Origin of the sequence: Enterobacter sp. BRE11, from assembly GCF_031844285.1 — a bacterium.
GTDB lineage: Bacteria > Pseudomonadota > Gammaproteobacteria > Enterobacterales > Enterobacteriaceae > Pantoea.
Map to the genome: position 1 here is coordinate 169,145 of NZ_JAUZUX010000007.1, position 22,203 is coordinate 191,347.

Annotated in this window: 20 protein-coding genes; 8 read left to right on the forward strand and 12 right to left on the reverse strand. The window is 62.5% G+C overall.

Translation table 11 applies throughout. The features are described from left to right. Positions 1-6: 6 nt before the first annotated feature. From Q9R34_RS09455 to kdpF, 6 genes are read right to left on the reverse strand one after another with little or no spacing between them, the layout of a single operon-like run. Positions 7-525 (reverse strand): TIGR00645 family protein, encoded by a 519-nt coding sequence (locus tag Q9R34_RS09455; protein ID WP_485893236.1) that lies wholly within the window; start codon positions 523-525, stop codon positions 7-9. A 54-nt stretch (positions 526-579) separates the two neighbouring features. After that, the gene (kdpD, locus tag Q9R34_RS09460; protein WP_485893238.1) at positions 580-3,252 is read right to left on the reverse strand and encodes a two-component system sensor histidine kinase KdpD; all 2,673 of its coding nucleotides are present in this window, start codon (positions 3,250-3,252) and stop codon (positions 580-582) included. 8 nt (positions 3,253-3,260) lie between these two features. Then, positions 3,261-3,824 (reverse strand): potassium-transporting ATPase subunit KdpC, encoded by a 564-nt coding sequence (kdpC, locus tag Q9R34_RS09465; RefSeq protein WP_434124747.1) that lies wholly within the window; start codon positions 3,822-3,824, stop codon positions 3,261-3,263. A 10-nt stretch (positions 3,825-3,834) separates the two neighbouring features. Next, positions 3,835-5,880: a potassium-transporting ATPase subunit KdpB gene (gene kdpB, locus Q9R34_RS09470; protein ID WP_485893241.1), complete on the reverse strand. Its 2,046-nt coding sequence runs from the start codon at positions 5,878-5,880 to the stop codon at positions 3,835-3,837. Then, positions 5,877-7,565 carry a potassium-transporting ATPase subunit KdpA gene (kdpA, locus tag Q9R34_RS09475; RefSeq protein WP_485893243.1) on the reverse strand — a complete coding sequence of 563 codons (1,689 nt, stop codon included), beginning with the start codon at positions 7,563-7,565 and terminating at the stop codon, positions 5,877-5,879. The genes kdpB and kdpA overlap by 4 nt, the downstream gene beginning before the upstream one ends. Further along, the gene (gene kdpF, locus Q9R34_RS09480) at positions 7,565-7,654 is read right to left on the reverse strand and encodes a K(+)-transporting ATPase subunit F (protein ID WP_033753373.1); all 90 of its coding nucleotides are present in this window, start codon (positions 7,652-7,654) and stop codon (positions 7,565-7,567) included. The genes kdpA and kdpF overlap by 1 nt, the downstream gene beginning before the upstream one ends. Before the next feature lie 240 nt (positions 7,655-7,894). Here kdpF and Q9R34_RS09485 point away from each other — a divergent pair, with 240 nt between their 5' ends. Then, positions 7,895-8,992: an ABC transporter substrate-binding protein gene (locus Q9R34_RS09485; RefSeq protein WP_485893245.1), complete on the forward strand. Its 1,098-nt coding sequence runs from the start codon at positions 7,895-7,897 to the stop codon at positions 8,990-8,992. Further along, complete coding sequence (locus Q9R34_RS09490) at positions 8,989-11,079, forward strand: TonB-dependent siderophore receptor (RefSeq protein ID WP_485893247.1); 2,091 nt, start codon at positions 8,989-8,991, stop codon at positions 11,077-11,079. Before Q9R34_RS09485 ends, Q9R34_RS09490 begins: the two co-directional genes overlap by 4 nt. Here the strand turns inward: Q9R34_RS09490 and Q9R34_RS09495 are convergent. The 3 genes from Q9R34_RS09495 to Q9R34_RS09505 form a co-directional block, all read right to left on the reverse strand. Further along, a complete protein-coding gene (locus Q9R34_RS09495) occupies positions 11,076-12,239 on the reverse strand; it encodes an HD-GYP domain-containing protein (RefSeq protein WP_485893249.1) in 1,164 nt (387 codons plus the stop codon). The genes Q9R34_RS09490 and Q9R34_RS09495 overlap by 4 nt on opposite strands. A gap of 107 nt (positions 12,240-12,346) precedes the next feature. After that, positions 12,347-13,738 carry an MFS transporter gene (locus Q9R34_RS09500; RefSeq protein WP_434124741.1) on the reverse strand — a complete coding sequence of 464 codons (1,392 nt, stop codon included), beginning with the start codon at positions 13,736-13,738 and terminating at the stop codon, positions 12,347-12,349. Between the two features lie 105 nt (positions 13,739-13,843). Beyond that, positions 13,844-14,074, reverse strand: a complete 231-nt coding sequence (locus Q9R34_RS09505; protein WP_434124740.1) for a hypothetical protein — start codon at positions 14,072-14,074, stop codon at positions 13,844-13,846. Here Q9R34_RS09505 and Q9R34_RS09510 point away from each other — a divergent pair. After that, on the forward strand, positions 14,073-14,573 hold the full coding sequence (locus tag Q9R34_RS09510) for a type II toxin-antitoxin system TacA family antitoxin (protein ID WP_485893251.1): 501 nt from the start codon (positions 14,073-14,075) through the stop codon (positions 14,571-14,573). The two genes, Q9R34_RS09505 and Q9R34_RS09510, sit on opposite strands and share 2 nt — an antisense overlap. Continuing rightward, positions 14,561-15,088: a GNAT family N-acetyltransferase gene (locus tag Q9R34_RS09515; RefSeq protein ID WP_485893253.1), complete on the forward strand. Its 528-nt coding sequence runs from the start codon at positions 14,561-14,563 to the stop codon at positions 15,086-15,088. The genes Q9R34_RS09510 and Q9R34_RS09515 overlap by 13 nt, the downstream gene beginning before the upstream one ends. On the opposite strand, the gene Q9R34_RS09520 is transcribed toward Q9R34_RS09515, so the two are convergent. Further along, positions 15,080-15,586 (reverse strand): GNAT family N-acetyltransferase, encoded by a 507-nt coding sequence (locus Q9R34_RS09520; RefSeq protein ID WP_434124737.1) that lies wholly within the window; start codon positions 15,584-15,586, stop codon positions 15,080-15,082. The genes Q9R34_RS09515 and Q9R34_RS09520 overlap by 9 nt on opposite strands. Positions 15,587-15,649: 63 nt before the next feature. On the opposite strand from Q9R34_RS09520, the gene Q9R34_RS09525 reads away from it, so the two are divergent. Then, entirely contained in the window at positions 15,650-17,482 is a 1,833-nt protein-coding gene (locus Q9R34_RS09525) for an ABC transporter ATP-binding protein (protein WP_485893255.1), read from the forward strand. Here the strand turns inward: Q9R34_RS09525 and Q9R34_RS09530 are convergent. Further along, positions 17,479-18,603, reverse strand: coding sequence for a GNAT family N-acetyltransferase (locus Q9R34_RS09530; protein ID WP_485893257.1), 1,125 nt, complete (start codon positions 18,601-18,603; stop codon positions 17,479-17,481). The genes Q9R34_RS09525 and Q9R34_RS09530 overlap by 4 nt on opposite strands. A 232-nt stretch (positions 18,604-18,835) precedes the next feature. On the opposite strand from Q9R34_RS09530, the gene Q9R34_RS09535 reads away from it, so the two are divergent. The 3 genes from Q9R34_RS09535 (at position 18,836) to Q9R34_RS09545 (ending at position 21,393) form a co-directional block, all read left to right on the forward strand. Then, positions 18,836-19,759 (forward strand): LysR family transcriptional regulator, encoded by a 924-nt coding sequence (locus Q9R34_RS09535; protein WP_485893259.1) that lies wholly within the window; start codon positions 18,836-18,838, stop codon positions 19,757-19,759. Between the two features lie 76 nt (positions 19,760-19,835). After that, positions 19,836-20,777, forward strand: coding sequence for a glutathione S-transferase family protein (locus Q9R34_RS09540; RefSeq protein WP_485893261.1), 942 nt, complete (start codon positions 19,836-19,838; stop codon positions 20,775-20,777). A 10-nt stretch (positions 20,778-20,787) separates the two neighbouring features. Further along, positions 20,788-21,393 (forward strand): alpha/beta hydrolase, encoded by a 606-nt coding sequence (locus Q9R34_RS09545; RefSeq protein WP_485893263.1) that lies wholly within the window; start codon positions 20,788-20,790, stop codon positions 21,391-21,393. Here the strand turns inward: Q9R34_RS09545 and Q9R34_RS09550 are convergent. Further along, positions 21,390-22,193, reverse strand: coding sequence for a sugar phosphate isomerase/epimerase family protein (locus tag Q9R34_RS09550; protein ID WP_485893265.1), 804 nt, complete (start codon positions 22,191-22,193; stop codon positions 21,390-21,392). The genes Q9R34_RS09545 and Q9R34_RS09550 overlap by 4 nt on opposite strands. Positions 22,194-22,203: the final 10 nt, after the last annotated feature.

Sequence of the window (22,203 nt, forward strand, 5' to 3'; positions counted from 1 at the left end):
GCGACGTCACTCCAGGCTGGATGACGAATACTTTTTCTCGCTTTTCGACATATTGTCCAGCCAGCCCATCACAAAGGCCGACAGCACAAAAGTCAGATGGATGATCACATACCACATCAGCTTGTCGTTCGGCACGTTGCGCGCTTCCATAAACACGCGCAGCAGGTGGATTGAGGAGATGGCGACAATCGAGGCCGCGACTTTGTTTTTCAGCGAGCCGGAATCCATCTTGCCGAGCCAGCTCAGCTTCTCTTTATGGTCGTCGATATCGAGCTTAGAGACGAAGTTCTCATAGCCCGAGAGCATCACCATCACCAGCAGGCCGCCCACCAGCGTCATATCGACCAGCGACAGCAGCAGGAGGATCAGATCGTTTTCCGCAATGCTGAGAATATTGGGCAGCAGGTGAAAAATTTCTTCGAAGAATTTAATCGTCAGCGCCAGTAACCCCAGCGAAAGTCCAATGTAAACCGGAGCCAGCAGCCAGCGCGACGCATACATCAGGTTTTCGGTAAAACGTTCCATAATTTCCCACAGGTAATCAGACAGGTGAGGCAGTATAACCCATCCTCTGTGAAGTTATTTCAGCGCCTCTTCAGAAATTTCAGGCGCGGGCGGCAGCGGCAACGAGAGGCGAAAAGCCACGCCGCCCTCGCTGCGGTTCTCCGCCCAGATGCGTCCGCCGTGGCTTTCGACGATGGTTTTACAAATTGCCAGCCCCAGCCCGACGCCCGGCACCGACGACTCTTTATCGCCGCGCGCGAACTTGTCGAAGATACGCGTCAGGTCTTTGTCGGCGATGCCCGGCCCGTTGTCCCATACCGCCATCTCCAGCCGCTCGCCGTCGCGCCAGGCGCGAATGCCGCGCTGCGCGCCGTTGCCCGCGTATTTCAGGCTGTTCTCGATCAGGTTGGTCAGCACGCGCTCCAGCAGCGCGCTGTCGCCTTTGATCAGCACCAGCTCCGACGGCAGGTCGAGCGTGACGCCGTGCCCTTGCAGCGACGGCGCCATGCTGCTCAGCGCGCCGCCGATCACTTCATCCAGCGCCAGCCACTCTTCGCGCAGGTTCAGTCCGCCCGACTGGATGCGCGCCATATCGAGCATATTGCTTACCAGCCGGATGGTGCTCAGCGTCTGCTCGCGGATCTGGTTCGCCTGCGTGACATACTTCGACTCTTCGCTGGCCAGGTCCAGCATCAGCATCTCCGCCTGGCCAAACAGCACGGTCAGGGGCGTGCGCAGGTCGTGCGACAGGGCAGAAAGCAGCGCGTTGCGCAGCTGCTCGCGCTCCGCCGACAGCCGCGACGCCGCCTCACTCTGCGACAGCGCCATGCGCTCCAGCGCGTTGGCAATCAGCACGGTAAAGGTCTCCACCAGCCGCTGCTGCTCCGGGATCATCAGCTGGCGCAGGTTCTGCGGCTCCACCACCAGCAGCCCGCGGCAGTGCGCGCCGCTCTTTAGCGGCAGGATCTGGTACGGCACGGCAGGCAGCGTATCGGTGCCCGCGCCGGCGGGCTGGCCTTTGCTGTAGCTCCATTTGGCGATGGCGCGGTCCGGCTCGCTGCCCGGCGTCGCCGCCCCCGTCGCCACCAGCTCGCCCTGCTCGTCCGGCAGCAGCAGCAGGCTGCGCGCCTGCAGCGTGACCTCGATAACGCGCTGCGCGGTAGCGGCGATATCTTCAGGCGTCAGCGCGCTGCCCAGCGACTTCGCCATCTCGTAGAGGTGACGCGCGCGCTGCTCGCGGTAGCGCGCCACGCGCGCCTGATAGCGCACGCCAGCGGTCAGGTTGCCGACAATCACCCCCACCGCCAGCATCACCGCGAAGGTCACCAGATACTGCAAATCGGAGACCGCCACCGTGCCGGTCGGCGCGACGAAAAAAAGGTCAAAGGCGAGAATATTCATCACCGTGGCGATCACCGACGGCCAGCGCCCGTAGCGCAGCGCGATAATCACCACCGCCAGCAGGTAGATCATCACGCCGTTGGCGGTATCGAAACCGGCCAGCAGCCAGCGCCCGCCGGCGGTCACGATAATACAGAGCAGCAGCGCCATCAGCACGCCGCGCAGCGGCAGGCGCCAGCGGTCGCCGCCGACGCGCGCGTCCGCTAACGTCGAGGCCTCGGCGGCAGGCTCGTCGAGCGCCACCACCAGCAGATCGAGATCCGGCCCCAGCTTGCCGAGGCGCGTGGCGAAGCTGTCGCGATGCCAGCGCCGCAGCGGGCGACGGCCGGTGACGATTTTGCCCAGGTTATGTTCGCGCGCGTAGCGCAGCACCGCCTGCGCCTCGTCGGGATCGGAGAGCGTGGCGGTTTCGGCGCCCAGCTCCTGCGCCAGCTGCAGGGTTTTCAGAATGGCGCGCCGCCGCGCTTCCGGCAGCCGGTTCAGGCGCGGCGTCTCCACATAGACCGCGTGCCACTCGCTGCCGAGCCGCGCCGCCAGCCGCGCGGCGGTGCGCACCAGCTTTTCGCTGCCGGAGTCGTCGCCGATGCAGAGCAGAATGGCGTCGCGCGTGTGCCAGACGCGGTCGCGGCCCTGCTGGTCGCGCCAGGCGCGCATCTGATCGTCCACGCGGTCGGCAGTGCGCCGCAGCGCCAGCTCGCGCAGGGCGAACAGGTTGCCTTTGCGAAAGAAGTTTTCGATAGCGCGCTCGGCGCGATCGCCGACGTAAACCTTGCCCTCCTTCAGGCGCTGGCGCAGATCGTCCGGCGGCAGATCCACCAGCACCACCTCATCGGCGCTGTCGAAAAAGGGATCGGGAACGGTTTCGCGCACGCGAATGCCGGTGATGCCGCCCACGACGTCGTTAAGGCTTTCAAGGTGCTGCACGTTGACGGTGGTGATCACGTCAATGCCCGCGTCCAGCAGCTCGTCAATATCCTGCCAGCGCTTGGGGTGGCGCGATCCCTGCACGTTGGTGTGCGCCAGCTCGTCCATCAGGATCACCGCCGGATGGCGCGCCAGCGCCGCGTCAAGGTCGAACTCGGCATGACGCGAGCGGCCGGTGGCGCGCCGCGGCAGCAGCGCCAGCCCGCGCAGCAGGCTGGCGGTCTCTTCCCGACCGTGCGTCTCTACCACGCCGATCAGCACGTCGAGCCCCTGCGCGCGCAGCCGCTGCGCCTCCTGCAGCATGGCGTAGGTTTTGCCTACGCCCGCGCAGGCGCCGAAGTAGATTTTCAGCTTGCCGCGATGGCTGTCGGCCTGCTGCAACAGCAGCGCGTCGGGATCGGGGCGTTCGCGTTCGTCGTTCATTACGTCCTTCAGGGTTGCGTCAGCGCATCCAGCGCCAGGTTAAGCCGCAGCACGTTGACGGTGGGATCGCCGCTAAAGGCGAGCAGCGGCCGCTCCGTGTTGGCATCGATTAACTCCTCGACCGCTTTCAGCGGCAGCTGACGCGCGGTGGCGACGCGCGGCGCCTGCCAGTGCGCGGCGGCGGGCGATATCGCCGGATCCAGGCCGCTGGCCGAGGCGGTCACCAAATCGACCGGCACCGCCTGCGGCGAGAGCGGATTGGCGGCACGCAGCGCGGCGACGCGTTCCGCCACCGCCTTGTCCAGCGCCGGATTGCTTGCCGCCAGGTTGCTGCCGCTCGACGCCAGCGGATTATAGGGCGCGTCGCCGGTCGCCGACGGCCGCCCCCAGAAATAGCCGGGTCGGGTAAAGTTCTGGCCGATCAGCGCCGAACCGCGCTCTTCGATCAGCGAGCCGTTGGCCTGGACCGGAAAAAGCCACTGGGCCAGGCCGGTAGTAAGTAAAGGATACCCCACGCCGGTGATCAGGGTGAGCAGCAGTAAAACTAACATTGCCGGACGTAACTGACTCATTTTTTTCTCCTTACGCCAGACCCAGCAGCACCAGCAGCAGGTCGATGGCTTTAATGCCGATAAAGGGCACCAGCAGCCCGCCCAGGCCGTAGATCAGCAGGTTGCGGCGCAGCAGCGCCGCGGCGCTCAGCGGCCGGTAGCTCACGCCCTTCAGCGCCAGCGGGATCAGGAAGACGATCACCAGCGCGTTAAAAATCACCGCCGAAAGAATTGCCGACGCTGGCGAATGCAGATGCATGACGTTCAACAGGTTGAGCTGCGGGTAGGTCGCCGCGAAGGCGGCCGGAATAATGGCGAAATATTTGGCGACGTCGTTGGCGATGCTGAAGGTGGTGAGCGAGCCGCGCGTCATCAGCATCTGCTTGCCGATATGCACCACCTCCAGCAGCTTGGTGGGGTTGGAGTCGAGATCCACCATGTTGCCCGCCTCTTTCGCCGCCTGGGTGCCGGAGTTCATCGCCACCGCCACGTCAGCCTGCGCCAGCGCCGGGGCGTCGTTGGTGCCGTCGCCGGTCATCGCCACCAGCCGGCCTTCCGCCTGATACTGGCGGATCAGCGCCAGCTTCGCTTCCGGCGTCGCTTCCGAAAGAAAGTCGTCGACGCCCGCTTCCGCCGCGATCGCCGCCGCGGTCAGCGGGTTGTCGCCGGTGATCATTACGGTTTTAATGCCCATCTTGCGCAGCTCGGCGAAGCGCTCTTTGATACCGCCCTTCACAATGTCCTTGAGCGCCACCACGCCCAGCACCTTCGCCCCTTCCGACACCACCAGCGGCGTGCCGCCCGCCCGCGCCACCTCTTCCACCAGCGCGTTAACCTCCGCCGGGAAGCGGCCGCTGTTGGCTTCGATATGGCGTTTCACCGCGTCCACCGCGCCTTTGCGGATCAGCCGGTCCTGCACGTTGACGCCGCTCATGCGCGTCTGCGCCGAGAAGGGAATAAAGCTCGCGCCCAGGCTGTTAAGGTCGCGCTCGCGCAGGTTAAAGCGCTGTTTCGCCAGCACCACGATGCTGCGCCCCTCGGGCGTCTCATCCGCCAGCGAGGCGAGCTGCGCCGCGTCGGCCAGCTGCTCTTCGCTAACGCCCGGCGCGGGCAGAAACTGCGTCGCCTGGCGGTTGCCAAGCGTAATGGTGCCGGTCTTGTCCAGCATCAGCACGTCGACGTCGCCCGCCGCCTCGACCGCGCGTCCGCTGGTGGCGATGACATTAGCGCCCAGCATGCGGCTCATGCCCGCCACGCCGATGGCGGAGAGCAGGCCGCCGATGGTGGTCGGGATTAAACAGACCAGCAGCGCCACCAGCACCGTGACGCTGACCGGCGCGCCGCCCCACGCCGAGAAGGGCCAGAGCGTGACGGTCGCCAGCAGAAACACGATGGTCAGCGACACCAGCAGAATGGTCAGCGCGATCTCGTTGGGCGTTTTCCGCCGCTTCGCCCCTTCCACCATGGCGATCATGCGGTCAAGAAAGGTCTCGCCAGGATTGACGCTGCACTGGATCACCAGCCAGTCGGAGAGAATGCGCGTGCCGCCGGTGACCGAGGCGAAATCGCCGCCCGACTCGCGGATCACCGGCGCGGATTCGCCGGTGATGGCGCTCTCGTCCACCGAGGCGCCGCCCTCCAGCACTTCGCCGTCGCAAGGGATGATATCGCCCGCCTCCGCCAGCACGATATCCCCTTTGCGCAGGCTATCGGCCGAAACCTGCTGCCACTGGCCGCCATGGTGCGGCTCAGACAGCTTTTTCGCAAAGCTGGTTTTTTTGACCCCTTTCAGGCTGCTCGCCTGCGCCTTGCTGCGCCCTTCCGCCAGTGCTTCGGCGAAGTTGGCAAACAGCACGGTGAACCAGAGCCAGAGGGCGATGGCGCCGGTAAAGCTGGCGCGGCCGTCGAGCCAGCCGCCCGCCATGCCCAGCGCCAGCAGCGTAGTCAGCAGGCTGCCGAGCCAGACCACGAACATCACCGGATTGCGGAACTGCACGCGCGGATCCAGCTTTTTCAGCGCGTCGGCCAGCGCGACGCGCATCAGTGCGCCGTTCAGCGCCTGTTCTTGACGACTCATGAGTGCGTACCCTGAAGAAGTTGCAGATGCTCGGCGACGGGACCCAGCGCCAGAGCGGGAATAAAGGTCAGTGCGCCCACCAGCAGCACCGCGCCGATCAGCAGCGCGATAAACAGCGGGCCGTGCGTCGGCAGCGTGCCGTTGCCCACCGGCTGCGCCTTTTTCACCGCCATGCTGCCCGCCAGCGCCATCACCGGAATGATGATGCCGAAGCGGCCGACCAGCATGCAGAACGCCAGCAGCAGGTTCCAGAACGGCGTGTTGGCGCTCAGCCCCGCAAAGGCGCTGCCGTTGTTATTGGCGGCGGACGAGACGGCATAGAGCACCTCGCTAAAGCCGTGAATGCCGGGATTCGCCATGCCTGCGCGGCCCGCGTCGGTCATCATCGCCAGCGCGGTGCCGAGCAGCACCAGCGTCGGCGTCACCAGAATCGCCAGCGCGGTCATCTTCATTTCGCGCACGTCGACCTTTTTGCCGAGGTATTCCGGCGTGCGGCCGATCATCAGGCCCGCGATAAACACCGCCAGCACCACGAAGAGCAGCATGCCGTAGAGGCCCGCGCCGACGCCGCCGAACACCACTTCGCCCAGCTGCATCAGCCACATCGGCACCATGCCGCCCAGCGCGGTGAAAGAGTCGTGCATCGCATTCACCGCGCCGCACGACGCCGCAGTGGTGATCACCGCAAACAGGCTGGAGTTAAGAATGCCGAAGCGCGTCTCCTTGCCTTCCATGTTGAGGGCGCTGTCGGCGCCAAGCGCCAGCAGGTGCGGATTGCCCTGTGTTTCCGCCCACATCACCGCCACCACCGCGACGACGAACATCAGCGACATCGCCCAGAGCAGCATATGGCCCTGACGACGGTCGCGCACCGCATAGCCGAAGGCGAAACAGAGCGCCGTGGGGATGAGAAATATCGCCAGCATCTGCACGAAGTTGGTCAGCGCGTTGGGGTTCTCAAACGGATGCGCCGAGTTGACGTTGAAGAAGCCGCCGCCGTTGGTGCCCAGCATCTTGATCGCCTCCTGCGACGCCACCGGCCCCATCGCCAGCGTCTGCTGCGCCCCTTCCAGCGTGGTGACGGTATGGTACGGCAGGAAGTTCTGAAGGCTGCCCTGGCTGACGAACAGCAGCGCCATCAGCAGGCTGATCGGCAGCAGCACGTAGAGCGTAATGCGCGTCAGATCGCGCCACGCGTTGCCGAGCGAATCGGTGGCGCGGCTGGCGAAGCCGCGGATAAGCGCGAACGCCACCGCGATGCCGGTCGCCGCCGACACGAAGTTCTGCACCGTCAGGCCGACCATCTGGCTGAAGTAGCTCAGGGTGCTCTCCCCGGCGTAGGACTGCCAGTTGGTATTGGTGACAAAGCTCACCGCGGTATTGAGCGCCAGATGCCAGCTCAGCGCGGGCAGCTGCTGCGGATTGAGCGGCAGCCGATCCTGCAGCAGCAGTATCGCCGTCAGCAGCAGCAGGCCGAGCAGGTTAAACAGCAGGATCGCCAGCAGGTAATGCGGCCAGCGCATGGTCGGCGCCTCTGCGCCGAGCAGACGCCAGAGCGGACGCTCGACGCGCGGCAGCACCGGCTTATCGGCGATCAGCGCGGCCAGCCCGCGTCCCAGCGGCTGCGCCAGCGCCATTAACGCCGCGAGAAAGACGGCAATCAGTAAAAACGCATTGGCGGCCATCAGAACGCCTCCGCATTTAGCAGGGCATAGATCAGGTAGCCCAGTAACAAAAACACCAGCACGATGCCGGTTATCACGCCCACGCTCACAGCGACCTCCAGAGGGATCAGGGTTTCGCGTTAGCCTGCGCGCATCGGTATAAAGAAGCGGTTAAATTGCGTATAGCGGGCGTAAAAAAGTTATAAAAATGGCTGAAAAACAGGCAGATGACCGGGCGCTGCCGCCTTTTTTAGTTATAAAAATCCGGCGGCGCATCGCAATGGTCCCGTCGCCATTGTGAAGACGACTGAGATTCATTATCATTTCGATTTCCTGACGAAATCATTGTAATGCGTTTTCTTTTTTCTCTGATGCTGCTGCTGTGCAGCGGCGGCGCCGTTGCCAAATCGATCGTCGATATCACCGGCCAGCGCGTGACCCTGCCCGATCGTCCCCAGCGCATCATCCTGGGCGAAAGCCGCATGCTCTATACCCTGGCGCTGATCGTGCCCGGCAACCCGGCGGCGCGCATCGCAGGCTGGCCGGCGGATATGGCGAAGTACGATCCGCAAAGCTGGCACCAGTTCACCACCGCCTTCCCGGCGATCAAGGCGGTGCCGCAGCTCGGCACCGGCGCGCTGCGCGACCTCAATCCCGAACAGGTGCTGAAGCTCAGGCCCGATCTGATTATCCTGCCGCGCCTGGCGAAAAGCGGCGCGGAAGAGGCGCATTTCCGCCAGCTGATGCAGCAGGTCAATATCCCGGTCATTTATGTCGACCTGCGCGTTGATCTGCTTAACAACACGGTGCCGAGCCTGAAAATTCTGGGCGAGGTGTTCGACCAGCCGCAGCGCGCGCAGGCGTTTATCGATTTCTATCAGCAGCATATGGATAAGGTGCGCGCCCGGCTGGCGAGCTATCAGGGCGCAAAAACCCGCGTGATGCTGCATCTGCATCTGGGCCGCCGCGACACCTGCTGCACCACGGCGGTCAACGGCAATCTCGGCCAGCTGCTCGCCTTTGCCGGCGGCGACAATATCGCCGCCGGTGCGGTAAAAGGCGTGTTCGGCGAGATCAACCCTGAACAGGCGCTGGCCCAGCCGCCGCAGGTCTATATCGCGACCGGCATGGCGGATGCAGACAACGACAAGACCCTACAGCTCGGCCCGGAAGTCGACGCCAATCGGGCCGCCGCCAGCCTGCAAAGGCTGCTTGCCGCGCAGCCGGTTCTCAGCCAGCTTGAGGCGGTGAAAAACCACCGCGCGTACGGCCTGTGGCACAACTTTTATCTCAGCCCGTGGCACGTGGTGGCGGTAGAGCGCTTCGCAAAAGCGCTCTATCCGCAGCTTTTCGCCGACCTCGATCCGCAACACACGCTTGAACAACTTTATCAGCGCTTTCTGCCGCTGAATTTATCAGGGACCTTCTGGAGCCAGTTACCGCCATGAAACACGTTTCTTCTCTCCTGCTGGGCGGCGCGCTGCTCTCCGGCAGCCTGCACGCGCAGGAAACCACGCTGCTGGTCACGCAGGATGCAGCCTCGCAGGAAGATGGCTACCAGCCGCACAGCAGCGTAACCGCCACGCGCGCGCCAGCAAAGATTATCGACACCCCGCAGAACGTTACCGTGGTGCAGCAGCAGGTGTTGCAGGAGAGCGGCGCACAGGATCTCAACGACGCGGTAAAATTTGTCAGCGGCATCACCCAGGCCAATACGCTGGGCGGCACGCAGGATGCGCTGATCAAGCGCGGCTTCGGCGATAACCGCGACGGCTCTATTCTGCGCGACGGCGTGCGCTCGATTCAGGCGCGCAACTTCACCCCCACCAGCGAGCGCGTCGAGGTGCTGAAAGGCCCCTCTTCCATGCTCTATGGCATGAACGAGCCGGGCGGCCTGGTCAACGTCATCAGCAAGAAGCCGCTGCTGACGCCGCAGGCGCATCTGGAGGGCCGCTACAGCAGCTTCGGCGGCGGCGGCGGACAGCTCGACGTCACCGGCCCGCTCGGCACCAGCGGCTTTGCCGGACGGCTGATCGTCGATCACGACGAGACCGACTACTGGCGTAATTTTGGCCGCACGCGCCAGACGGTGGTTGCGCCGTCGCTGATGTGGTTCGGCGAGAGCACCACCCTGCGCGTCGCCTGGGAACATATGGCGTACCTGGTGCCGTTCGATCGCGGCACGGTGATCAATCCCAAAACCGGCAAGCCGGTGAACACGCCGCGCGAAACGCGCTTTGACGAGCGCTTCAACGCCACGCGCGGCGATCAGGATACCCTGACGCTGGCTGCCGATCGCATCCTCAACGACAGCTGGACGGCGCATCTCAACTACAGCTTTACGCGCAATACCTACAGCGACCATCAGGCGCGCGCCACCGCCTTCAATGCCGATACCGGCGTGCTGACGCGTCAGGCCGACGCCACCGGCGACGCGCAGAGCCGCTCGCAGATGGTACAGCTGACGCTCAACGGCGACGTCGACTGGGGCCGCGTCAATCATCAGCTGCTGGCGGGATTCGACTATGAAGCTGACCGCACCTTCCGCGGCGATATGCTGCGCGGCAAGAAAAACAGCCGCTTCACTATCTGGCAACCGGTGTATGACGAGATGTCATCCAGCTCTACGGTAAGCGCCGCCGACAGCGATCAGCGCGAGAATATCGACAGCCGCGGCCTCTTTTTGCAGGATGCCATCCGCCTGACGCCGAACTGGCTGCTGCTGGGCGGCCTGCGCTACGACAGCTTCGACGTGATGGCGGGCAAAGGTCGTCCGTTCGTTGCCCGTACCCGCAGCTCCGACAGCCGGCTGGTGCCGCGCGCGGGCGTGGTTTATAACCTCAACGGCTGGTCGAGCCTTTACGCCAGCTACACCGAATCCTTTAAGCCCAACTCCTCTATCGCCACCGAGATCGGCGCGCTGCCGCCGGAGCTGGGCAAAGCCTGGGAAGTGGGCGGCAAGATCGATCTGCCCAATGGCGTGACCGGCACGCTGGCGCTGTTCGATATTCAGAAGCGCAACGTGATGGTGGATGAGCTGGTGGATGGCGAGAGCGTCACGCGCACCGCCGGGAAGGTGCGCTCGCAGGGCGTCGAGCTGGATCTGGCGGGCAAGCTGACCGACTCGCTCAGCCTGGTGGGCAGCTACGCCTGGACCGACGCGCGCGTCACCGCCGATCCGGCAAATAACGGCAACGCCATGAGCAATACCGCGCGCCATACCGCCGCGCTGTTCCTGACCAACGACTTCGGATCCACCGGCCTGCTGGCGGCGGACGATCTGCGCGCTGGCGTCGGCGCACGCTACGTCGGCCGCCGTCCCGGCGATGCGGCCAACAGCTTTTATCTGGACGACTACACGGTGGCGGACGCTTTTGTCGCCTGGCAAACGCCGCTGAACGGCTATCGCCTGAAGTGGCAGGTCAACGTCAATAACCTGTTCGATAAAACCTATTACCCGTCCAGCGGCAACAATCTGCGCGTCGCGGTCGGCGAGCCGCGCGAAGTTGTGCTGCGCGCCAGCGTCGATTTTTAGCTTGCCAGCGCCCAGACGCGATTAAGGTCGGCGTTTTGCCATAGCGGACTCTCTTCTGCGCCGATAATGCTGTCGGTGCAGAAGCTGTCGCCAAGATCGACGCGTTCCGGCCTGACTTCACGCTGCGCATGCAGCGACCAGAAGGCGTGCACCACTGGTTTCAGCAGCGATTGCTCGCCCGCCTTGACCACCAGCGCGACGCGCCCCGATGCCAGCCGCACCAGCGAGCCTACGGGATAAATGCCAATAGCGCGCACGAAGGTGTGCAGAATATGCGGGTCGAAATGGCCGCGCCAGTTCAGCATGTTGTGCATCGCCTCTGCGGGCGTCCAGCCCTTACGGTAGACGCGCGTCGAGGTAAGCGCATCATAAACGTCGCACACCGCGGCTATACGCGAGTAAAGGCTAATCTCCTCTCCCTTCAGCCGGTGCGGGTAGCCGCTGCCGTCAATCTTTTCATGGTGGTGCAGCGCGATATCGATCAGATCGGCGTCGGCGTTCGCCTCAATCAGCATCTGCGCCCCCGTTACAGGATGCTGACGCATGACTTCAAACTCCTCATCGCTGAGCTTGTCTGGCTTGTTAAGGATTTCCAGCGGTATGGCCGCCTTGCCGACGTCATGCAGTAGCCCGCCCATGCCGACGCGCCGCACCTGTTTGTCATCCAGCCCGAGCTGCTGCGCCAGCGTAATCATCAGCCCGCAAACCGCCATAGAGTGCAGCCAGGTGTAATCATCATGGTTTTTGAGGCGCGCCACGCTCAGCAGCGCGGTCGGTTCGCGCCGGATAGAGCCGGCGATCTCGTCCACCAAATCCAGCATGCCCGCCAGGTTCAGACGATGGCCGAGACGCGCCTCATTGAACATCGCCATCACCTGCGTTTTGCCCTGCTGGAAAATCTGCTGCGCCTGGTCCAGCTCCTGGAAAAAGGGGGTGCGCTCGACAGGTTTTTTATCCGCCGACGACGCGGCAGGCAGCTGCACCGATCGATTCAGATCGATCCAGAGCCGCAGGATCCCTTCATTGCGCAGCGTCGCGATCTGTCGTGGATCGGTGACCAGCATCTGATTGTGAATGCGTTTATCTTTAATCCACCAGACGTCGAGCTTATGGATAAACATCCCTGGTCGCAGCTCGTCGACGGTGATCTGTTTAATCACGATATCTCTCCTAAAAGATCGCTCCTGGTAGAGAGGTATCGGCAAATGATCAAATTTTCTTCAGTGAGAATGCAGTGGTCAGCGCAGCGCGCCGACCTGCGGAAACCTTAGATTGCCTTGATGCCGTGCGTCGCTTTTTGCGCCTCGCGCGCCGCTTCTGGCGTCTGAGTTTCACCGACGCGCACGATTGGCCCCATCACGAACAGGAACAGCAGCGCGGCGACCACGCAGTGCGCGCCAACAAATCCCAGCCCGATGCTGTAGCTGCCGGTCAGCCCGACAATCACGCCGAACAGCAGCGGCGTGACGAAGCCGGCAATATTGCTGACGCCGTTGAATATGCCGCCAGCCAGGCCGACCGCCTCTTTCGGCGCGGTATCGCTAATCACCGTCCAGGTGCCGGCGCCCGCTGCTACGCCTTTACCGAAGAAGGCGAAAGACATAATGGCGATAATACCGAGGTTGCTCGGGATCACCGCCGCCATCACCAGCGACGCCGCCATCAGCATGCCGATGATAAACGGCGTTTTGCGCGCCCAGGAGAGGCTCCAGCCGCGTTTAATCAGCATATCGGAGATATAGCCGCCGCTGATGCCGCCGAGAAAACCGAACAGCGCGGGCGCGATGGTGGCGAATCCGGCGTCCATAATATTCATGCCGCGCGCCTGCACCAGGTAGATTGGAAACCAGGTAATAAAGAAATAGCTTAACGCGATGGTGCAGTACTGACCGAGATAGGCGCACCAGAGCATGCGGCTGGAGAGCAGAGTTTTGAACATCTTTTTATTCAGCGCGGGCCGCGCCTTTAAAGTGTGGGGCGCATCAATATCCACCAGCGCCCCGCCCTCGACGATATAGTTCAGTTCGCTTTCTGAGACGCCGGGATGTTTGCGCGGCTCGCGCATATAGGCTGCCCAGACGAACACCGCCAGCACGCCGATGCCGCCCAGCACGAAGAAGGGCCACTCCCAGCCAAAGCGCGACACCAGCCAGCCGGAAAGCGGGGAGAAAATAGCCACGGCAAAGTACTGCGCCGTACTGAACAGCGCGGAGGCGCGACCCCGTTCCGCACCGGGGAACCACATAATTACCACGCGCGCGTTCGCCGGAAAGGCGGGCGCCTCTATCAGCCCCAGCGCAAAACGCAGCGTAAACATCAGTACCAGCGCGGCGGTCATGCCGCCTGCCAGCTCGCCGACAAAGCCCATCGCAATGGTGGAAAGTGACCAGAGCGCCAGCGTGATGCCGTAGATTTTTTTCGCGCCGAAGCGATCGAGCAGCAGGCCGCCGGGGATCTGGCCGATCACATAGGCCCAGCTAAATGCGGAGAGGATCAGGCCGAGCTGGATCGCCGAGAGTCCAAACTCATCTTTTATCGCCGATCCGGAGATCGACAGGATCGAACGGTCAGCATAGGCCACCACAGAAAGAAACAGGATCAGGCAGAGGATCCAGATACGCACGCGGGTGGGCCGCGCGGCAGAGTGCGCTGTTGTCATCAGGTGAATTCCTTAAAAAGGAGGCGTACCGCCCCGGAAAAAATGATCAGGAATACCGCGTTGAACGCCCTGTGGAGGAAATATAGGTAGCAGGCGAAGGATTGGTCATTGGGCGAGTGGTGAAATCATGCGCGCTATCTGGCACTGATTTTGGCAGCCTTCACAACGCAGCTTGCGGCGCCGCACATAAGCGGCAAAAACGTCGGCTGGCACATAGGGAATGTGCGCCAGCTCCAGGAAATCATGGCGCGCTGCGCTATGAAACGCAGCGGCCTGCGTGCGTGACCGCAAAATCACCTTTAGCGTCTTGTCAGTTTCTCGGCCACCAGAGAGCATGTTTATCACCTGCAATGCAGGATTTGGCGCAGCAAACAAGAAGCGCATTCATCCTGCACCGATCCCCCTTATCACCGGAGCATTGTTAGTGATGAATAACTGTTCTAAAATTACGCATTGTACGGTATTGAACCGTACAAAAAAGCGATCCGGCAGGGCGGATTTGTTCAGTAATCGGTTCTCAGCGTTGTGGGACGGGAGAAGTCAGATGGGCGCTTCAGCTAAATCAGAGCGTATGGAATTACGGATAAGTGCGGACGATAAAAAAGAGATTGAGGTGGCCGCGCAGCTGAGCCGCGTCAGCGTTTCGCAGTTTATCGCCGATTCCGCGCGCGCGCGGGCCGAGAGCGTGATCGACGAACACAAGCGCATCCGCCTGACGGAAGAATCCTTTATTGCCGTAATGGACGCGTTAGAAAACCCGCCGGAACCCGCTGAACGTCTATGTCGTGCGGCGGCTATCAGCAGAAAGGACTCTACCTGGGAATGGAAACGGTAAAACTAAAAATTATCCGCTTTTCGCCGCAGATGCCTCTCAACGTCGAGAATTTTAACTGTGGCCGTCGGGCATTAAACGAATTTTTGCAAAAACACCTGGCAGCGCAGCACCGGCAAAATGTTCTTAAAGCTTATCTGCTGGTTACCGACGATCCCGTGCCTGAAGTGATGGGCTATTACACGCTGTCTGGAGGCAGTTACGCCCGAGCCGCTATGACGCGCGCCTTTCAAAAACAGGCCGCCCCCTACCATGAGACTGCCTGCATTATTATTGGCCGTTTGGCCGTCGATCAACGCATCGCTGGAAAAGGATTTGGCACCCAGCTGGTGCTGGATGCGCTACGCGTTGCTTACGCTGCGGCTGATGCCGTCGGTATTTACGCCGTGATGGTAGAAGCCAAAGATGATCAGGCCGCTGGTTTTTATCGGGAGGCGATGCGCTTCATTCCGCTCAAAACCGAGGACGGGAAACTGAAGTTCTTCTTCCCCGTCGCCAGCATCGCGCCGCTACTGTGAATAACTGTCGCGCAGCATCGCCATCAAAATAATATCGTGATAGTCGCCGTCGCGCAGGCAGGCCTTACGGCGTACGCCTTCCTGCTCGAAGCCGAGGCGCTGATAGAGCCGCCGTGCGCGCGCGTTGTCGTGAAAGACCTCCAGCTCTACGCGCGTCGCGCCCAGCCAGTTGAAGGCGTAATCCAGGCCAGCGCGGATTAAACGTTCGCCAATGCCGCGTCCGCTGAAAGCGGGATCGACGCCGATGCCGAAGCTCAGCCCGTGCCGGGTGCGCGGCCGGTTTTCAATGAACAGCGTCAGTTCGCCGACCATCTGCCCCTCCAGCTCCGCGACAAAACCGATATAGCCTTCGCTATCCATACGTTCGAATTTTTTCTGCCATGTCGCCACGCTGGGAAACGGCAGCTGTGTGGTCCAGCGATAGACCTCAGGCTGGCTGTAAAGACGCTGATACCCAGCGGCATCGCTGGGCTCGCGACCGCGAATGGTCAACTCCATATCGGTAATCCCTTTTAAGTTGCACTAGGCTGTTTACTCTCCCCAGACGTAAAGAGAGACGTTATGTTGTATCGCCGTTTCGAACGTTTTATCAATATTTTCCAGGATGCTCCATCCGATTCGCCGCCAGGCCGCATCGGCGCCTTCTATTTTTACTATCTGCGTCAGGTATGGCCAAGCTTCGCGGCGCTGCTGGTGGTGGGGCTGGGATCGGCGCTGATCGAGGTGGCGCTGTTCAGCTACCTCAGCCGTATTATCGACCTGGTCAACGGCGCGACGCCCGCCACGCTGTTCGCCGAGCACTGGCCTGTTCTGCTGTGGATGGCGTTTGTCGCGCTGATCCTGCGCCCGGTCTTTATCGCGCTGCACGATATGCTGGTGCATCAGAGCATTAATCCCGGCATGACCAGCATGATCCAGTGGCAGCAGCATAACTACGTGCTGCGCCAGAGCCTGAACTTCTTTCACAGCGACTTCGCCGGGCGCATCGCCCAGCGCATCACCCAGACTGGCAACGCGCTGCGCGACTCTGCGGTGCAGCTGGTCGACGCCATCTGGCACGTGCTGATCTACGCGATTACCTCGCTGGTGCTGTTTGCCGAGGCGGACTGGCGGCTGATGATCCCGCTGGTCATCTGGATCGTCGCCTATGTCGCCTCGCTGCGCTTCTTCGTGCCGCGCGTGAAGGCGCGCTCCGTGGTGGCGTCGCAGGCGCGATCGAAGCTGATGGGCACCATCGTCGACGGTTACACCAATATCTCGACGATCAAGCTGTTTGCGCACCACGATCTGGAAAAGCGCTACGCGCGCGACGCGCTGCAGGAGCAGACCGAAAAAAACCAGCGATTGAGCCGCATGGTCACCAGCATGGACGTGACGCTCTCCTCGCTTAACGGCCTGCTGATCGTCTCAACCTCCGGCCTCGCGCTCTGGCTGTGGAGCCAGTCGCTGATCAGCGTCGGCGCCATCGCGCTGGCGACCGGCCTGGTGGTGCGCCTGGTCAATATGTCAGGCTGGATTATGTGGGTGGTGAACGGCATTTTCGAGAATATTGGCACGGTGCAGGACGGCATCAACACCATCGCCCAGCCGCTCAGCGTGCAGGACGCGCCGCAGGCGAAAGCGCTGAAGGTGACGCGCGGCCAGATCCGCTATGAGGATATCCGCTTTGACTACGGCGGCGGTCATCAGGTGATTAACCGTCTTAACCTCCATATCAAACCCGGCGAGAAAATCGCCCTGATCGGCCCTTCCGGCGCAGGCAAGTCAACGCTGGTGAATCTGCTGCTGCGCCTCTACGACCTGAACGGCGGCCGCATCACTATCGACGATCAAAATATCGCCGAGGTGACGCAGGCGAGCCTGCGCGGCCAGATCGGCATGATCACCCAGGATACCTCGCTGCTGCACCGCTCCATTCGCGAGAACCTGCTCTACGGGCGTCCTGACGCCACCGAAGAAGAGCTGCAGGCGGCGATTCGCCGCGCGCGCGCCGACGAGTTTATTCCGCACCTTTCCGACGCCGAAGGGCGCACCGGGCTGGACGCCCACGTCGGCGAACGCGGCGTGAAGCTCTCCGGCGGCCAGCGCCAGCGCATCGCCATCGCCCGCGTGCTGCTGAAGGATGCGCCGATCCTTATCATGGATGAGGCGACTTCGGCGCTCGACTCCGAGGTGGAAGCGGCGATTCAGGAGAGCCTGGGGACGCTGATGGAGGGCAAAACAGTGATCGCCATTGCGCACCGTTTGTCGACCATTGCCAAAATGGATCGCCTGATCGTGCTGGATAATGGTCATATCGTCGAGATGGGCAACCACAGCGAGCTGCTGGCGCACAACGGCCTCTATGCCCGACTGTGGCGCCACCAGACCAGCGGGTTCGTCGGCGACCACTAATCGCCGCGTCGATACGGCAAGGCGTCGCGCGCTTCATCGGCCCAGGCGCGCACGCCTTCTCGCTCTTCCTGCAGAAAATCCGCCACCGCATCGCGCAGGCCGGGATGCGTCAGATAGTGCCAGGAGGTGGTGAGCTGCGGCTCAAAGCCGCGCACCAGCTTATGTTCTCCCTGCGCACCGGCGTCGAAACGCTTCAGGCCCGTGGCGATGGCGTAGTCCATGCCCTGATAGAAGCAGGTTTCGAAATGCAGGCGATCGAACTCCGCCAGGCAGCCCCAGTAGCGGCCATACAGCGTCTCGCCATCCACCAGACAGAACGCCATCGCCGCCGGCTGCTGCTGCAGATGCGCGATCGCCACGCGAATGCTGTGCGGCATGCTCGCCGCCAGCAGGCTAAAAAAGCTGCGCGTCAGGTAGGGCCGCTGGCCGCGCACCGCATAGGTGTTGGCGTAGCAGGTATAGACGAAATCCCACTGATCCTCGCGCAGCTCGTCGCCGCGATACCAGTAAAATTCAAAGCCGCTCTGCGCCACCAGCTCGCGCTCTTTGCGCAGCTGTTTGCGCTTGCGCGACATCAGCGTGTCGAGAAAGTCCTGAAAATCGCGGTAGCCGCGGTTGTGCCAGTGATACTGGCAGCCAAGCCGCATCAGCCATTCCGGCTGCTGGCGCAGCAGCGCGTCGCCGGACGCGTCGGTAAAGTTGATATGGGCGCTGCTCAGCCCCTGCTGATGCAGCGTCTCGGGCAGCGCGGCGAGCAGCTGCGCGGCAGCCTGCGCGTCGCCCAGCAGGCGCGCGCCGGTCACCGGGCTGAAGGGAATGGCGCCCAGCCATTTTGGATAGTAGCGAATGCCCGCGCGCTGGCAGGCGTCCGCCCAGGCGTGATCGAAGACATATTCGCCCCATGAGTTGCGCTTGCGGTAGCCGGGCAGCGCAGCGCGCAGCGCGCCCGCTTCCCGCCACAGCAGATGATCCGGCTGCCAGCCGCTTTCGGCGCGCACGCTGCCGCTCTCCTCCAGCGTCAGCAGAAAGGCGTGGCGTAAAAAGGGCTGATCGTCGGGCAGCAGCGCGTCCCATTCAGCGGCGTCGACATCCGCCAGCGAAGCAAGGTGAAGCAGAGACATGCAGAACTCCAGGCCAAAACGGGCGAAAAACAAGTCAAGCAGGTTTTGCCGCACAGCGAAAGGGCGACGGCACCTAATGTGAAGCGACGAAGGGCACGTCTGGCCGGGCGACATCCAGCGTCTGCCACCCGCGCACCAGCCTGAAAGCAGCGTTGCCGAAGGGAAGTGCATCACGCGTTCAACCGACGGCTAAAAGCCTGTACATTGGCGTTTTCATCTGCAGGAACGCCCTATGGATCGGCTTGATTGCGACCGCATGTTCGTCGCGGTACTGGAGCTGGGCAGCTTTGCCGCCGCCGCGGCGCGGCTCGGCGTCAGCAGCGGCCAGGCCTCAAAGCTGGTGTCGAAGCTGGAGCGGCAGCTCGGCGTGCAGCTGGTGAAGCGCAGCACGCGCGCGCTGTCGCCTACCGACGTCGGCCGTACTTACTACGAACAGGTTAAAACGCTGCTTGATGCCTTTGACGCCCTCGACGTCAGCGTACGCGAAAGCGCCGGGACCCCGAGCGGCCGGCTGAAAATCAGCGCGCCCGTGACCTTCGGCAGCGTGATACTCTCGCGCGTGCTGGCCGCCTTCGCCAGACGCTATCCGCTGATCGAACTCGATGTCAGCTTTTCCGATCGCCTGGTCAGCATCGTGGACGAAGGCTTCGATATCGCCGTACGCATCGGCAACCTGAGCGACAGCAGCCTGATTGCGCGCCGCCTGGGGGAAATAGCGGTGCGGCTCGGTGCTTCGCCGCGCTATCTGCAGCAGTACGGCGCGCCGCAGCACTGGCGCGCCATCGGCGATCATCAGTGCATTACCGACACCAACTTCCGCGACCCCTGGAACTGGCCGTTCGTCAGCGAAACGGGCGAGACGGTGACCGTGCCGGTGCGCGGCCGTCTGCGCCTGGCCAATACTGAAGCCTGCCTGCAGGCGGCGCTCGCCGGACTGGGGATCGCCCGGCTGCCCGACTTTATCGCGGCTCCCGCGCTGCAGCGCGGCGATATCGTGCCGGTGCTGACGCGCTACGACGTGCCGCCGCTCGGGCTGTTCGCGCTCTATCCCGCCGCGCGCCATCTGCCACAGCGCACGCGGCTGCTGGTCGATTTTCTGGCGGATCACTTTGCGCGTTTCCCGCCCGGCCGATCCCTTCCAGAATGGAAAGAATGATTGTCGTTTTGACCCGATTATCAGCCGTCAGGAAGCGTAATAAGCTGCTGCTTATATCAGCATGAGGAGCAGCGCAATGTTAGTCAGTGGTAAATGGAGTGCGGAGTGGCATCCGGTTCAGGCCACGGATAAACAGGGCGGTTTTGTGCGCCAGACGTCGAGTTTTCGCCACTGGATCAGCAGCGACGGCAGCACCGCCTTTGCCGCCGAGCCGGATCGCTATCACCTCTATGTGGCGCTGATCTGCCCCTGGGCGTCGCGCGCGCTGATCGCCCGCAAGCTGAAAGGGCTGGAGTCGGTTATCAGCGTATCGGTGGTTGAGCCGCAGCTTGGCGAACAGGGCTGGCGCTTCGGCGACTTCCCCGGCGCGGATCGCGACACCCTTAACGGCGCGCGCTATCTGCACGAGCTCTATACCCGCGCCGATGCCGATTTTACCGGACGCGCCACCGTGCCGGTGCTGTGGGACAAAAAGACGCAAACCATCGTCAACAACGAGTCGGCGGATATTGTGCGCATGCTTAACAGCGGTTTCGGCGATCTCGCCGATAACCGTATCGATCTCTTTCCCGATGCGCTGCGTGATGAAATCGAAACGCTGAACGCGGCGATCTACCCGCGCCTGAACAACGGCGTCTACCGCGCCGGTTTTGCCACCACCCAGCTCAGCTATCAGCACGCCTACAGCGACGTTTTCGAGCAGTTGAACGAGCTGGAAACGCGGCTGGCCGATGGCCGCACCTTTCTGTTCGGCGAACGCGTTACCGAGACGGATATTCGCCTTTTCGTGACGCTTATCCGCTTCGACGTCGCCTATTACGGCCTCTTCAAGTGCAATCAGCGTCGGGTGCGCGACTATCCGTTGCTCAACCGCTATCTGAAGAGCATGCTGTCGATTTCCGGCGTGCGCGAGACGGTAAATATCGAGCACATCAAACAGGGCTACTATTCCATTAAGGCACTCAATCCCAACGGGATCGTGCCGGCAGGCCCGGATATGAGCGAGTATGGTTTTTAAGGAGAAACGGATGGCGAAAGCGTTAGTGATTTTTCTGCATGGCGTTGGCAGCAACGGCGAGGATTTAGCGGCGCTGGGTCGCCACTGGGCGCCGCTGTTGCCAGATGTCATCTTCGCCGCGCCCGATGCCCCCTTCCCTTTTCCTCATGGCGCAGGCTTTGAGTGGTTTAGCCTCGACGGCGTGACGCCGGAGAACCGTCCGGCGCGGGTGCGCGCCGCGCGCGACAGCTTCGATGCGACGCTGAAGGCGATTCTCGCGCGCCACGGGCTGAGCGACCAGTGGGACAACGTCGTGCTGGTCGGCTTTTCGCAGGGATCGATCATGGCGCTCGACGCGCTGGCGTCAGGACGCTTTCCGCTGGCGGGCGTGGTGGCTTTTTCCGGCCGGCTGGCGTTTGACGAGCAGCTGTCGCCTGCGGTTCAGACCCCTGCACTGCTGATCCACGGCCATGCCGACGCGGTCATCCCGTGGCGCGAGAGCGAGTCAGCCGCGCAGCGCCTCAAAGCCGCTGGCGTACCTCTTGAGCTTCAGCTTGAGCCCAGGACGGAGCATACCGTTTCCGCGCAGGGCGCGATGCGGGCCGCCGCGTTTATCGCCCAGTGCCTTCAGGATTAAGGCCAGAAGCGCCGTAGCGCGGCATACGCCTGTCGCGCCGCCTCATGCGGCGGCAGGCGCTTCAAATCGTCATTAAACACCTCGATACCAACTGGTCCCTGATAGTTCGCGCTTTTCAGCTTATCGACAAAGCTGTCAATATCGATAATGCCCGCGCCGGGCAGCTGGCGCTGATGTTTCGCCAGCCTCATGATCGCCTCTTTATCCTGCGGCGAAGGCTGAAGCGCCATATCGCACAGCTGCACTTCATAAATTCGCTCGGCGGGGATCCCGTCGAGATGCGAGGCGTTGCCGCCCAGCGCGCAGATATGAAAGAGATCGACCACCAGACCGATATTGGGCTGATCGAGACGCTGCAGCCGCTCCCAGGCTTTCGGCAGCGTATTATCGACGCTGCACCACGCCATCGGCTCATACATGATGCGCATATCGAAGCGCGCGGCCTCGGAAGCCAGCCAGCGTAGATCTTCATCAATTTGCCCGGCAATGCAGTCTTCGCGCGTGGTGGCAGGAGCCTGAAGGGTGTCACAGCCCAGCGCCTGCGCCATCTCGATAAACTGGCGCAGCTCCTCCCGTTTTTGCCAACGCAGCTCGCCGGGCGAGCCGGTAAAGTCGCGCAGCACCTGCAGGTTGGTGAAGCCCGGCCCCTGCTGCGCCAGCTGCGCTGCGCCCTGCCGGGAGGCTTCGACATCTTCACGCCAGATTTCGACCTGATCGAAGCCAGCGTCGCGCGCCGCCTGAAGTTTCTCTTCGGTGTTACCGCTTAACAGCACCAGGTTAAGGAATGCAGGTTGAGTCATGAACGTCCTC